Source organism: Streptomyces sp. NBC_01446 (assembly GCF_026340095.1).
GTDB classification, from domain to species: Bacteria; Actinomycetota; Actinomycetes; order Streptomycetales; family Streptomycetaceae; genus Streptomyces; species Streptomyces aureus.
Genome location: NZ_JAPEPO010000001.1, coordinates 1932714 through 1946644, shown reverse-complemented (window position 1 = coordinate 1946644; position 13931 = coordinate 1932714). Strand labels below are relative to the sequence as shown.

Annotated in this window: 9 protein-coding genes; 8 read left to right on the top strand and 1 reads right to left on the bottom strand. The window is 70.0% G+C overall.

All coding sequences use genetic code 11. The annotated features are described in order from the left end of the window. Positions 1–22 precede the first annotated feature (22 nt). Positions 23–1522 (top strand): amino acid permease, encoded by a 1500-nt coding sequence (locus tag OG456_RS08640; protein WP_266558825.1) that lies wholly within the window; start codon positions 23–25, stop codon positions 1520–1522. A 160-nt stretch (positions 1523–1682) separates the two neighbouring features. Next, the gene (locus tag OG456_RS08635; RefSeq protein WP_266558824.1) at positions 1683–2786 is read left to right on the top strand and encodes a hypothetical protein; all 1104 of its coding nucleotides are present in this window, start codon (positions 1683–1685) and stop codon (positions 2784–2786) included. Positions 2787–2875: 89 nt separating this feature from the next. On the opposite strand, the gene OG456_RS08630 is transcribed toward OG456_RS08635, so the two are convergent. Then, entirely contained in the window at positions 2876–3967 is a 1092-nt protein-coding gene (locus tag OG456_RS08630) for an LCP family protein (protein WP_266558823.1), read from the bottom strand. 484 nt (positions 3968–4451) lie between these two features. Between OG456_RS08630 and OG456_RS08625 the strand changes: the two genes are divergently transcribed. From OG456_RS08625 to OG456_RS08600, 6 genes are read left to right on the top strand one after another with little or no spacing between them, the layout of a single operon-like run. Beyond that, positions 4452–6080: a stealth family protein gene (locus OG456_RS08625; RefSeq protein ID WP_266558821.1), complete on the top strand. Its 1629-nt coding sequence runs from the start codon at positions 4452–4454 to the stop codon at positions 6078–6080. Positions 6081–6095: 15 nt separating this feature from the next. Beyond that, a complete protein-coding gene (locus tag OG456_RS08620; protein ID WP_266558819.1) occupies positions 6096–7712 on the top strand; it encodes a sugar phosphotransferase in 1617 nt (538 codons plus the stop codon). Then, positions 7709–9517, top strand: a complete 1809-nt coding sequence (locus OG456_RS08615) for a stealth family protein (protein ID WP_266558817.1) — start codon at positions 7709–7711, stop codon at positions 9515–9517. The genes OG456_RS08620 and OG456_RS08615 overlap by 4 nt, the downstream gene beginning before the upstream one ends. Further along, entirely contained in the window at positions 9514–11610 is a 2097-nt protein-coding gene (locus tag OG456_RS08610; protein WP_266558815.1) for a glycosyltransferase family 4 protein, read from the top strand. The genes OG456_RS08615 and OG456_RS08610 overlap by 4 nt, the downstream gene beginning before the upstream one ends. 40 nt (positions 11611–11650) lie before the next feature. Beyond that, the gene (locus OG456_RS08605; RefSeq protein WP_266558813.1) at positions 11651–13045 is read left to right on the top strand and encodes a GDSL-type esterase/lipase family protein; all 1395 of its coding nucleotides are present in this window, start codon (positions 11651–11653) and stop codon (positions 13043–13045) included. 26 nt (positions 13046–13071) lie between these two features. Further along, a complete protein-coding gene (locus tag OG456_RS08600) occupies positions 13072–13929 on the top strand; it encodes an endonuclease/exonuclease/phosphatase family protein (RefSeq protein ID WP_266558807.1) in 858 nt (285 codons plus the stop codon). The last annotated feature ends 2 nt before the right edge of the window (positions 13930–13931 follow it).

The window sequence follows — 13931 nt, the reverse complement described above, 5'->3', positions numbered from 1 at the left end:
ACAATGCGTGGGAGGTACGACCGTGAGCAGCACCCTCTTCAGGACGAAGAAGGTCGAACAGTCGATCTTGGACACTGAGGAGCCGGAGCACGCACTCAAGAAGTCGCTGTCCGCTCTGGACCTCACCGTGTTCGGTGTCGGTGTCATCATCGGCACCGGCATCTTCGTCCTCACGGGCAAGGTCGCCAAGGAGAACGCGGGCCCCGCGGTGGCCCTGGCCTTCATCGTGGCCGGCGTCGTCTGCGGCCTGGCCGCGCTGTGCTACGCGGAGTTCGCTTCCACCGTCCCGGTCGCCGGATCCGCCTACACCTTCTCGTACGCGTCGCTCGGTGAACTCCCCGCCTGGATCATCGGCTGGGACCTGGTCCTCGAGTTCGCGCTCGGCACGGCGGTGGTCGCCGTCGGCTGGTCGGGCTATGTGCGCTCACTGCTGGACAACGCCGGCTGGCATCTGCCCGAATCGCTGAGCGGGCGGGACGGGGCCACGGGGTTCGGCTTCGACATCCTCGCCGCCGCCCTGGTCCTGGCGCTCACCGTCATCCTCGTCCTCGGGATGAAGCTCTCCGCCCGCGTCACCACGGTCGTCGTCGCCATCAAGGTGGCCGTCGTCCTCATCGTGATCATCGCGGGGGCCTTCTTCATCACGGCCGACAACTACAAGCCCTTCATCCCGAAGGCGCAGCCGCAGGAGGCGGGCAGCAGCATCCAGTCCCCGCTCGTGCAGCTGATGTTCGGCTACACGCCCACCGACTTCGGCGTCATGGGCATCTTCACCGCCGCCTCCGTCGTCTTCTTCGCCTTCATCGGTTTCGACGTCGTGGCCACCGCCGCCGAGGAGACGAAGAACCCGCAGCGGGACATGCCGCGCGGCATCATCGGCTCCCTGATCATCTGCACCACGCTCTACGTGGCGGTGTCGATCGTCGTCACGGGCATGCAGAAGTACAGCGAGCTGTCCATCGACGCCCCGCTCGCGGATGCCTTCAAGGCGACCGGGCACCCCTGGTACGCGGGTGTCATCAGCTTCGGCGCCGCGGTCGGCCTGACGACGGTCTGCCTGATCCTCCTCCTGGGCCAGACCCGGGTGTTCTTCGCGATGAGCCGCGACGGGCTGCTGCCCCGCTTCTTCTCCGTCGTCCACCCGAAGTTCAAGACCCCGTACCGGCCGACCATCCTGCTCGGCGTGATCATCGCGATCCTGGCCGGGTTCACCAGCCTCAGCGAGCTCGCGGAACTGGTGAACATCGGCACGCTCTTCGCGTTCGTCGTCGTCGCGCTCGGCGTCGTCATCCTGCGCCGCACCCGCCCCGACCTGCCCCGTGCCTTCCGCACCCCCCTGGTGCCTTTCATCCCGATCCTGTCGGTGCTCGCGTCCCTGTGGCTGATGCTGAACCTGCCCGCGGAGACCTGGATCCGCTTCGCCGTCTGGATGGTGCTCGGCTTCATCGTGTACTTCGTGTACGGGCGCTCGCACAGTCGGCTGGGGCGGAGCGAGGAGGCGGGCGTGGGAGAAGCGGGGTAGCGGCGCCGTACGGCATGGGCAGGGTGGCGCTCCGCGGGCTGCGGACGTGACACCCGGTGACGCCGCGGGGACCGATTTCGCTGAGGCATATGATGTGGCGAATTCATGGTTTCCCTGCGTACATGCCGGGCGTGAGGTTGACGGAAGGTGACGGCGGGTCATGCGGGGAAGAGACGCTATCGATGAGCGAACCGATGACCGCGGCGCCGAGCGCCGCGCCGCCACAGGTTCCGCCGACGGACGTTGGCTGACGCGGGGCAAGGACGGCAGGCTCACCGCGTACGCCCTCACCCAGGGCGGCATGCTGCGCTGGACCGAGGTCACGCCCGGCGGGCCCCGGTGGTCGGGGCCCGACTTCGTCCCCGGCGCGCACCTCGGCAGTGTCACCGTCGTGCAGGGCGTCGACACGTACGTGCATTTCCTCGGCCGCCGGGCGAAGCCGCGGGCCGACGAGGGGGTGGACGTCGACATCGTGCACGCCATCCAGTACCAGACAGGCCGGCCCGTCACGGAGTGGCGCTCGCTCGGCAACCCGCACAAGGACCGCGCCAAGGCCACCCGGTTCGGCGTGCCCACCGGCGCGGTGAACTCGAACGGCACGGTCCACGTCTTCGCCCGCAACGCCGGTGGCGGCCTGATGATGCGCCGTGAGGACAAGAAGGGCAGCTGGGAGGCCTGGACGGACCTCAAGGGCAGCCGCCTCGCCGACGGCGTCGGCGCGGTCCCCACATCCGCGGGCCGCATCGAGGTCCTCGCTCCGTCCCGCAGCCCCCTCGCCCTGCACTGGTACCAGACGGAGACGGACGGCGAGTTCCACCAGGCCCAGGACGTCCCGCTCGCGGCGCCCGCTGACGGCATCGTCGGCCTGGAGACGGGCCCCGACCGGCTGACGTACTACTGGAACGACACCGGCGGCAACGGGATCGTCGCCTACCGGCCGGGCAGTTGGGCGATATCCCTGGGCGGCGCGCCCGCTCCCAGCCCGGTCGCGGCCCTGCGCACGAACCTCGACGGCTACGACTGCACGGTCCTCGCGCACCGCGCGGTCGACGACCAGATCATGCTGGCGGCCTGCGTCTCGGAGAACGAGAGCCAGGGCCTGTGGTGGTCTCCCACCGGCGAACAGGCCGTGGGCGCACCGGCATTGGCGGTCGATGCCCAGGGCCGCGTGGTCCTCGCGGTCATCGGCAAGGACGGGGCGCTGTACGTCGCGCGCCAGCGCCGCGAGCCGGGCCTCGCTCTGGAGACATCGGTCCGCGCCTGACACCCGACACCTTCCGTCAGGACACCCGAACGACGAAGCGTCCCGCCCGGAGAACCCTCCCGGCGGGACGCCCTGTCCATGACGGAGGGTCAACCGCCCGTGGCGGGCGACTTCTTCGCCGACTCCGGGACGGGCTCGCCGGTCCGCAGCGCCTTCCAGAGGTCGTGCGCCTGCGGCTCGGCCGCGACGACGCGGTTGGGGTCCTGCTTGTCGTACGCCACCGGGAGCATGATCGTCTCCATGGTGTTCGGGTCGACGCCCTGCATGCTGCGCCCGAAGTCCGCGAGTGAAGTCAGCGAGTCGAGACCCGAGTCGGTGGTGAGTGACGACGTCAGCTTGTCCGCGATCTTGTACGTCTTCGTGGGACTGCCGAGCAGGTCCTGCTGCTTGATCTCGCTCAGCAGCGCCAGCATGAACTGCTGCTGGAGGCCTATGCGTCCGAGGTCACTGCCGTCACCGACGCCGTGCCGGGTCCGGACGAAGGCGAGCGAGTCGGTGCCGTTCAGCTTGTGCGTGCCCGCTTCGAGGTCGAGGCCGCTCGACTTGTCGTGAATGGGCTTGTCGACGGTCACCGTCACGCCGCCGATGGCGTCGACGAGGCCCTTGAAGCCGGCGAAGTCGATCTCCATGTAGTGGTCCATGCGGATGCCGGAGATCTTCTCGACCGTCTTCACGACACAGGCCGGACCGCCCGTCGAATAAACGGAGTTGAACATCACGCGCTGTGCCTGGGGCAGAGACTTGCCCGAAGTCGTCGTGCACGCCGGGCGGGTCACCAGGGTGTCGCGGGGAATGCTCACCGCGGTCGCCCGGCTGCGGCCCTGCGGGATGTGCACCACGAGGGCGGTGTCGGAGCGGGCTCCGCTGACCTTGGCGCCGTCGAGCGCGGAGTTGGCGCCCGCGCGCGAGTCGGAGCCGAGGACCAGGATGTTCTGGCCGCTGGTCGGAAGCTTTTCGGGGCGGTCGTCGCCGAGGGCCTTGTCGATGTCGACGTTGTTCAGATTCGAGTTGAGGCGGTGGTACATCCACCAGGCGGTGCCGCCTGCGGCGAGCAGGACAATCACGAGGCCGAGCAAGATCCAACGCCCTGTCCTGCGCTTGCGCTTCGGCTTCTTCTTACGGCGGTCGGGCGCCGCTCGCCGTGCTGCGCGCGCGCCGGATTCCGTCATGGTGTGCGACATGCCAGGGTGCCTCTCTCCGCTTTCAATTCCGATACCCGACGTGCAAGTGGGGTCTGGGCTCGGGTGGGGGGAGGCGGCCGGCCCGGGGCTGTGCGTGGATGTCGATGCACTATAGACGCATTTTCGAATCCAGAGACTTGGCTCAAGTTCTCTTGCCGTTCACGCTGATTGTTATGTCCAGAAGTGGCGCCATAAGTCCGGATGATCCGTATATGTGGGTCGTGTTGACATCGGCTGAGTCGGCACCTGAAGATGTGCCCAGCCTGTGAATGTCGGTCATTTGTTCGCACATTTTGGCCTTGATCGGGCTTGATTCACGTTTTTTAGGCAAAAGGCATACGACTCGGGGGGGTCGCGCACGCCAGGACCTGAGGCTCGCCCCAGGTCCACGCCTGCGTTCCGTAATGGAGGAGTTGTTGTTGTCCGAGTGGGTGAGCGCATGCGGCGGGGGGATCCGGGCGCGATGTGCCGGAGGCCGAGCGACATGACGACCATCCCTGGGCCCATCACGTACTCGGACGCGTGGAACATCGCGTCGCAGTCCGCCGCGCCCCGCTCCGGAACGCCGGTGCAGACTCCTTCGTACCCGCCGGCGGAGACGCCGCACGAAGGCGCGTACATCGAGACCTCGGTGACGCCGCTCGGCGCGAGGGAGGCCAACCGGTCGACTGTCGCCGCGCTCCTCGACGCCGAAGGCATCCCGCACTTCGCCGTCCGCGGCACCTCCGACCACGGCACCGTCATCGCTGTCGCCGAACCCGACCGGGAGCGCGTACTCGGCGCCGTCTTCCGGGGTCTTGGCCGGTTCCCCGGCCACCTCAGCGTCATCGCGCCGGATCCGGTGCGCGCCCCGAAGCCGCTGGCATCGCAGGATCCCAGCGCCTGGCGAGGGGTGCGTGACGCCGCCGCGATCCAGGTCAGCTGGTACCGCACCGACCCCGGCGGCCACCTGCTGCTCGGTCACGAGTACGGGTGCGCCATCGAGTTCTGGCGCTGGCACGGCGGCCACCTCGTCGCACCCCGCGCCAACCGCGTGACCTGGTCCGTCTGGGGCGACCAGCCCAACGTGGCCGGACCCGCCCGCCTGTTCAGCCGCTTCGTCTCGGACGCGACGCCCGCGCACCTGGCACCCGCCCTGCCCACCCGGCAGGAGTTCCTGGTGCCCATGGCCGAGGACATCGACTTCCCCGTCGACGCGGTCTACACCTGGGTCGACGGCAACGACCCGGCCTGGCAGCGCCGCAAGGCCTCCGCGAAGGGCGAGGTCTACCACGCGGAGTCCGCCAGCGACGCGCGCTTCATCAGCCGCGACGAGCTGCGCTACTCGGTGCGCTCGCTGTACATGTTCGCGCCGTGGATCCGGAACATCTACATCGTCACCGACGACCAGGTGCCGGAGTGGATGCGCGAGGACCTGCCGGGCTGCCGCATCGCCACTCACCGCGAGATCTTCCGCAACCCCGCGGACCTGCCCACGTTCAACTCGCACTCCATCGAGAGCCAGCTGCACCACATCCAGGGCCTGTCCGAGCACTTCCTGTACTTCAACGACGACATGTTCATCGGCCGGCCCGTCGCACCCCACGCCTTCTTCACGCCGTCCGGCACGGCCCGGTACTTCCCCTCCCGCAACCGGATCCCGCAGGGCCCGGTCGTCGAGACCGACACCCCGGTCGACGCGGCCTGCAAGAACAATCGCGCCCTCCTGCGCGAGCGGTTCGGCAAGGTCATCACCCAGCCCATGGAGCACATCCCCTACGCCCTGCGGCGCAGCGCGATGGACGAGGCGGAGCTGGACTTCCCACAGGCCTGGGCCCGCACGTCGGCGAGCCGGTTCCGCGCGATGACGGACCTGTCACCCACGTCGTCGTTCGCCCTCTACTACGCGGCGATGACCGGCCGCGCCCAGACCGGCTCCATGCCGTTCACCTACCTCCAACTCGCGGTGCCGGACCTCGCGGACCGGCTGCAGCGCCTGCTGGACGGCCGCAGCCAGGACTCCTTCTGCCTCAACGACGCCTTCTCCACACCGGAGGACATCGAGGCGCAGCAGGAACTCCTCGACGGATTCCTGAACGCCTACTTCCCCACACCCAGCCCCTACGAGCGATGAAACGGAGTTCATGAAGTGTCCGACTCGACGTCCATGAGCTCCGCCGCACACGTCTACCAGCGGATCGTTCCCCAGCCGGTCCGCTCCGTCGCCGCTCACAGCGTGCCGCCCCGCGTACGGCGCAAGGTGAAGGGCGGGCTCGCCAGGACCCTCAACCGCCGTGAGGCCCGACTGCACCGGCGCGCGCTGCGCCGCGTCCGCAGGTCCGACGCCATCAGCGTCTCCGAGCGCCGCGTCGCCGCACCCGACGGCCGACTCGGCCACGTCCACACCGGGGTGACCGCCGACCTCGCGCGCCGCCTCGACCACGATCTCGTCACCTACGCCCTCGACGCGGCCGGCATCCCCTGGTTCACCGTGCCCGCGCTCGACGACCGCCGCGTCTGCATCGCCGTGGAACAGCGGGACAAGGGCCAGGTCCGGCGGGTACTACGCGCGTTGCTGGAGGAACACACCGGCTATGTCGTCTCGGTGTCGCCCTCCGCGAACGACACCGCGACTGTCCCCGGCAGCCACATCAAGGCGTGGAAGAACTACGGCAAGGCCAAGATCGTACGGCTCACCTGGCTGCGCACCGACCCCACCCAGAACCTGTGGGTGGGTGACGATCAGGGCGTCGAGATCGAGTTCTGGACCGTCAACGACGAGCTGGCCGACGAGCGCCTCGTCGGGCCGCGCCCCAACCGCGTCCAGCGCGTCGTTCCGCGCGACGCCCTGGGCATCGAGATCGCCTTCGACCGCCTCTGCGCGTACTCCGACATCGACGGCGACGCCGAACCCACCATCACCCTCGAGGACTTCGACATACCGCGGCTCGAGGAGATCACGTTCCCCGTCGACGCGGTGGTCCTGTGGCAGCACCCGACCCCCTGGGGCGAGGAACTGCTCCGCGCGACCCTGCGCTCCCTGCATCAGTACGCGCCCTGGATCGACCTCGTACACGTCGTCGCGCAGGCTCCGCCCCCGCACTGGCTGCGCGCGGACGAACGGCTCACCGTCGTCCCCGCGGGCGCCGGCGCCACCTCCCAGCTGCACCGGCTTCCCGACGTCGCCGAGACCTTCCTGCTGATGCGCCCCGGCGCCCTCCTCGGCCGTCCGGTGCGCCCCTTCGACTACTTCACGCCGCACCGCGAGACCCGCCCCCGCAAGGGGCTGTGGACCGCCGAGGAGTCCTTCCAGCAGTGGCCGCGGGCCGCCCTCGGCGCCACCGGGCGCGCCGTGTCGCACGGCTACGCCCCCGGTCCGCAGCCGCACTCGTGCCAGGCCCTCGGCCGGCTCGCGGGCGTCGGCATGCTGCTCGTTCCCGGCCCCGACGACCAGCGGGTGCCCACGCTCCCCGGCACCCACCCCGGCGACGGACTCGCGCACCACTTCGCCCACTGCTCCGGGCTCGCCGACCCCTCCGGCGAGGCCACCGTCGCGCTGCACGCCGCGCTGCCGCACATCGGCCGTCGCCTGGAACGGCTCCTGGTGCGGCGCGACACCCAGCAGATGCACTTCTTCGGACTCGGCAGCGACGACGCGCTGGCCCACGGCGGCACCGACGCCGTCATCCGCTTCCTCCACCGCTACTTCCCCGTGCCCAGCCCCTTCGAGCACGGCGGCCCAGACGACCCGGACGACCACACGTGAGCATTGGCAACCCCGAGGCATCGGCGGCGGTGGGCGTATACCGCTCCCTCGTCCCCGCCTCCCTCAGACGTCGCGTCGCACGCCGCGTGCCGGCGCGGCTGCGCATGGCCATCAAGCGCGTGCTGCGCCGCTTGACTACCCTGACCCTCGGTTTCCGTTTCGTCCGCGGGGTCCGGGCCCGGCGCGCCTGGCCGCATCTGTTCGGCGACGGCGAGAGGCTCGCTGTGCTCGCCGACCGGGGCGCGCAGATCGCCCTCGTACGCCCCACCACGTCGCCGCTCGGGCTGCGCGAGGCCAACCTCGAACTCGTCGTCTCGCTCCTGGAAGCGGCGGGCATCGACCACTTCGTGGTGCGCGGCACCTCCGAGTTCCGCTCCACGCTCGCCGTCGCCGCGACCGACCGGGCGCGGGTGGCCGACGTCCTCGTGGGTACCCGCGCCTCCGCGCCCGTGTACATCGTCGCCTGCTACGGCGCGGCCCAGCGGGGCAAGCCCGTCCTGTGCGCGTCACGCGGCGGACGGCGCATCGCCCGGACCGCGCCCGTCCTGCGCACCGGCATGGTGTGGAGCGACCCCGGCGCCTCTCTGGTCCTCGGCCTGGAGCACGGCTGCGACATCGAGTTCTGGCACGAGAGCGAGGGCCGCCTCGTCGCCCCCCGCCCCAACCGGGTCACCGAGGACATCGCCCTCGACGAGCCCCGGATCAGCGTCCCCATCAGCCGCCTCACCGGCTTCGCCGCCCTGCACACCCGGCGCACCCGGTCCGTGCGCACCGTCGCGGCCTGCGCCCAGCCGCTGCCCGAGGACGTGCGCTTTCCCATCGACGTCGTCTACACCTGGGTCGACGGTAACGACCCCGCCTGGCAGCGCAGGCGGGCCGGTATCGAGGACGGCGGCTACCACGCCGAGTCCGCCAACGCGGCCCGCTACATCAGCCGGGACGAGCTGCGCTACTCCCTGCGGGCGCTGGAGCAGAACGCGCCCTGGGTGCGGCACATCTACGTGGTGACGGACCAGCAGCGTCCGGCCTGGCTGAACGAGCGGGGCTCGCGCATCACCGTCGTCGACCACTCCCAGATCTTCGACGACCCCGCCGCCCTGCCCACCTTCAACTCACACGCCATCGAGAGCCAGCTCCACCACATCGACGGCCTGTCCGAGCACTTCCTCTACTTCAACGACGACATGTTCCTCGGCGCGCCCGTCACCCCCCAGGACTTCTTCCTCTCCAACGGCGTGACCCGCACCTTCTTCTCCCCCTCCCAGCTCCCCCGCTGGGACGACGCGTCGGGGGACAGGCCGGTGGACGCGGCGGGCAAGAACAACCGCCGCCTCATCCTGGAGAACTTCGGCTCCGCGATCGTCCAGAAGTTGCGCCACGCGCCGTACGCCCTGCGCCGCAGCGTCCTCTACGAGATCGAGAGCGAGTTCAGGGACGCGCACCTCGGCACGTCCCACAGCCGGTTCCGCAGCACGACCGACATCTCCATACCGTCGTCGCTGTACCACTACTACGCCTACTTCACCGGCCGAGCGATCCCCTCGGACATCGCGTTCGCGTATCTCGACCTGGCCAGGCCGGAGATCGCGCGCCGCCTGGGGATCCTGCTGGCCCGGCGGGACCGCCAGGCGTTCTGCATCAACGACACGGTCTCCGACACGTTCGACGTGGGGCGCCAGGGCGACATGGTGCGGGACTTCCTGGAGTCGTATTACCCCGTGCCGAGCCCGTTCGAGAAGCAGCACGCGCCGCTGATCCCCACGCAGCGTGTTCCCCAGCAGCGGAAGGAGAGCGAGATCCGATGAAGATCTCCTTCCTGATCAACAACATCTACGGCATCGGCGGCACCAACCGCACCGTCATCAACCTCGCCGAGGCCCTCGCCGTCCGCCACGACGTCGAGATCGTCTCCGTGTTCCGGCGCAGCACCGCCACGAAGTTCGAGATCTCTCCGCGCATCACCGTGCGCGCCCTCGTCGACCTGCGCCCCGGATCCTCCGACCGCGACGCGCCCGGCAGCGGCGAGCCGAGCGAAGTGGTGCCGCGTCAGGAGGAGTTCTACGCGCAGTACAGCAAGTTCAGCGACCAGCGCATCATCCAGGACCTGGAGCGCACGGGCGCCGACGTCGTCATCGGCACCCGCCCCAGTCTCAATCTCTTCGTCGCCGAGTTCACCCGTGACAGCACGCTGCGCGTGGCCCAGGAACACATGACACACCTGGCGATCCCGCCCGCCGTACGGGCCCGCATGGCGCAGGTCTATCCCCGCCTCGACGCCATCACCACGGTCACCGAGGCGGACGCCCGCTCCTTCATGGAGAACACCCCCATCCCGGGCATCCCCGTCGTCGGCATCCCCAACAGTGTTCCGCAGCCCGCCGTCGCGCCCTCGGACTGCGCGCACAAGGTCGTCGTCAGCGCGGGCCGCATGCACCACATCAAGCGCTACGACCTCCTGATCCGCGCCTTCGGTCTGCTCGCGGACGAGTTCCCCGACTGGCAGCTGCGCATCTACGGCGACGGCGGTGAAGCCGCCAAGCTGCGCGCCCTGGTCACCGAACTCGGCCTGGCGGGACGGGCGTTGCTCATGGGCGGTTTCTCGCCGATCGAGTCGGAGTGGGCCAAGGGCTCCATCGCCGCGGTCACCTCGAGCGCCGAGTCCTTCGGCATGACCCTGGTCGAGGCCATGCGCTGCGGCCTGCCCGTCGTCTCCACCGACTGCCCGGTGGGGCCGCGGGAGATCCTGCGCCACGGCGAGGACGGCTTCCTCGTACGGACCGGTGACGCCGAGGCCATCGCCCAGGGGCTGCGCCGGCTCATGGCCGACGACATGCTCCGGACCCACATGGGTGCGAACGCGCTGCGCAACTCGGCCCGTTACGATCCCGAGGCCGTCGCGGCCACCTACGTGGACCTCTTCGAGGATGCCGCGAGCCGCCGCGCCGCCGCCGAACGCGGCTACCGCAGGCCCGCCGCGCCGCGCGAGGCCACGCACGCCGAAGCGACCGTGCCGCCCGTGTCCATGGGAGCGGCGCGCGCCGACGTCACGAGCGACGACGCGGGATGGCTGCGGTTCTCCGTCGACGGGCCGGCCGACGGCAAGCGCCGCTGGCAGTTCGTGCTGCGCCACAGCCCCTCCGACGGGCAGCCCCTGCCCGACATGGAGCTGCGGACCGTCCGCAAGCCCCTCGCCAACGGCGGCACCCGCTACGGCGCCGCACTGACCCCCGCCGCGCTCGACGAACTCGGCGACGGCCGCTGGCGCGTGACCATGCGCTCCGCCAAGCACGAGAACGTCCACCTCAAGGCCGGGCTCCGCGACACCCGCGCGCTGATCGACGCCCGGGCCCGCCTGCTCTCGCATCCCGTGGCGGGCCAGGTCGGCTGGAACCTTCCCTACGCTCAGCCGAACGGCAAGCTCATGCTGCGCACCGTGGTGCGCGCGACCCACGTGGAGTGCACGTCCGTCGATGTCGGCGACCACGAGATCGTGCTCACCGGCGTGCTGTGCGGGGGACCCAGGATCCAGCCGGGCGCCCTCTTCGTGCTCAGCCGACGCGGCCCGCACCCACTCAACTTCACGGTGCCCGTACAGGTCCTCGGCACCCATTCCTTCCGCGCGCAGGCCCCGGTCCGCCGCGTCGTCGACCACCGGCTCGAGCGGTGGGAGGACTGGGACTGGTGGCTGCAGCCCGATCCGCACGACCGCGCGAAGGTGCGCATCTGCCATGTGCTCGAGGACTTCCCCGACGTCAAGAGCGCCTTCGCCTACCCGGGCGTCCCGCTGGTCGGCGACGAACCGTCGGAGTTCTCCGCCGTGCACCCGGCGAAGCCCGTGTGGGTGAGGCCGTACTGCTCGGCGTCCGGCGCCATGGCCATGAACGTCGTGGACCGCTGACGCCTTTCCGGCACCGACCGATCCGCGGACGGAGACGAAAATGAACCGCACGCTGTTTGTCCTCGGGGACTCCATACCGGCTCCCCGTACGGAGGAGGAAGCCCCGATGGCGGGGTGGGGCCAGAAGATCCAGGAACTTCTGGTGGGCCCGGTCGAAGTGGCCAACTACGCCCGCAGCGCGATGACGACGCGCAAATACTTCACGCAGCGACTGCCCGCGCTGCTCAACCGGATGAGCCGCGGTGACATCGTCCTCATCGGTTTCGGCTGCGTGGACCACATGATCCACAACGGCGCGCGGTACGTCCCGGTCCCCGAGTACCAGGAACTCCTGCGGCTCTTCGCCGCGTACGTGCACGAGCAGGGCGCAGTGCCGGTCCTGGTCACGCCGATGGCGCGCTACGCGTTCTCGGCGCAGGGCGAGGTGCTCAACACCCTGGGCGACCACCCCCGTGCCATGGCCGAGGTCGCCGCGCGGCTCGGCGTGCCGCTCGTGGACCTGACCACCCGCACCATGCAGCTGTGGTCCCAGCTCGGGCCGACGCGACTGCGCCAGTACTTCTGCTGGACGGACCCGGGCGAGCACCCGCTGCACCCCGACGGAACGATCGACTCGGCTCATCTCAACCACACGGGAGCGTTCGAGGTCGCCCGTCTGGTGCTGGCCGAACTGTGCAACCTCGGTGTCCTCGACAAGTCCGAGGTGAACGTCCCCGCGCTCATGGAGCCCCTGATGGTGCCGCCGGTCTCCGGCGAATTCACCGTCCAAGCACCGGAGTCGTCCCTTCGGTACGGCCAGGGGACCGGCCCGGCCCCGGTGATCACCAAGCCGGCTCAGGGAGGGCTTGCCGGAGCCATGGTGAAGTTCTCCGGGAACGCCGCGTCCGGCACGGACTATCTGCTCTTCTTCGAACAGGGCCGGTACATCGGCGGTACGAGCGTGGGCGGCGCGGGGCAGTGGAGCTGGCGCCGCTCGGTGAACTGGGAGGCGGGCGAGCGACTCGTCCAGTGCGTGGGACTCCGCGGCGACGGCGTCTCGGCGATCGCGGAGCACCGCTTCACGGTGCTGACCGACGTGCCGAGCCCACTGGTCACGGCCCCCGCCGAGGGGGCTTTCACCGGGCCCCGCCCCCGCTTCTCCGGCAGAGTGCAACCGGGCGTCACCAAGGTGGTGCTGAAGGAGCGGGGCGTCCTGATCGGTGCGACCGGCGTCGACGACCAGGGCGAGTGGGCGTTCAAGCACGCGCACGCCTGGCGGCCCGGAACCCACACGATCGAGGTGATCGCCCTCTTCGGCGCGGCCGAATCGGCGCCCGCGCCCCACACGTTCAGGGTCGTCGGCATCCCCGAGGACAGCCCGATTCGCAGCCTTGGGGTCACCCGCCACGCGTGTGGTGACGTATGTGAGCACAGGCCGTTCACCGGAGACTGGTAGACGGTTCGGCACCGGCAGGGAGAGCCTTGAGGAACGGACTCACCGCATGGGGCACGGCGGTCGTGGTCGGGATCGCGGTGCTGCTCGGCACGTTGTTCGTCCTGCCGCGCGAGAAGGCGAGCCGGGCTCAGGCATCGCGGACGGTCCGTGTGCTGCAGTACAACCTGTGCGGTGCGGCCGTGGGGTGCCCGTGGAACGCGGGCGGGTCCGGGCGCGGTACGTCGGTGGCGCGCCTCGTGAAGTCCGCGGTCCGGTCAGAGCCGGACATCGTCACCGTCAACGAGATCTGCCTGACGCAGTACGAGGCACTCAAGGAACAACTTGCCCGCGCCGGCTGGCGGATGGACGGCACGTACGCCTCGTCCCAGGACAACGTGCCGGCCTGCGGCAGGACGGGCCGGTTCGGCAGCGCGGTGCTCAGCCGGGGCGACGTCCCGGACGACCGGCAGGACTACCGCCCCTTCACACACACCGGCGGCGAGACCTACACCAACGGCGGGCGCACCGTCCTGGTTCACAGGGGACTGCTCTGTGCCCACACCCGCGTACACGGCAAGCGCCTCGTCGCCTGCACCGCGCATGCCTATTCCAAGGCCCCTGAGCAGCTGCGGGAGATCAAGGACTGGGCGGCCGCGTTCCCCAGGGGCGTGCCCGTCGTAGTCGCGGGCGACCTGAACCTGCCTCCTGACGCGCCCGCACTGTCCCAGCTCACCGGCCGGTTCACGGAGGCGGACCACGCGGACGACGAACCCACCGCCGGTGGACGGAAGATCGACTACGTCTTCGCCGAGCGGCGCTATGTCCGGTCCTCCAGCGCCGACGCGGTGAAGTATCCGGAGTCCGACCACGCTCTGCTGAGGGGAACGTTCAGGCTCACGCTCTGACC

What these genes read in the sequence shown, in the direction of transcription:
- OG456_RS08605 (WP_266558813.1), top strand. Translation starts at nt 11,651, where the DNA reads ATGAACCGCACGCTGTTTGTCCTCGGGGACTCCATACCGGCTCCCCGT.
- OG456_RS08625 (WP_266558821.1), top strand. Translation starts at nt 4,452, where the DNA reads ATGACGACCATCCCTGGGCCCATCACGTACTCGGACGCGTGGAACATC.
- OG456_RS08610 (WP_266558815.1), top strand. Translation starts at nt 9,514, where the DNA reads ATGAAGATCTCCTTCCTGATCAACAACATCTACGGCATCGGCGGCACC.
- OG456_RS08630 (WP_266558823.1), bottom strand. Translation starts at nt 3,967, where the DNA reads ATGTCGCACACCATGACGGAATCCGGCGCGCGCGCAGCACGGCGAGCG.
- OG456_RS08635 (WP_266558824.1), top strand. Translation starts at nt 1,683, where the DNA reads ATGCGGGGAAGAGACGCTATCGATGAGCGAACCGATGACCGCGGCGCC.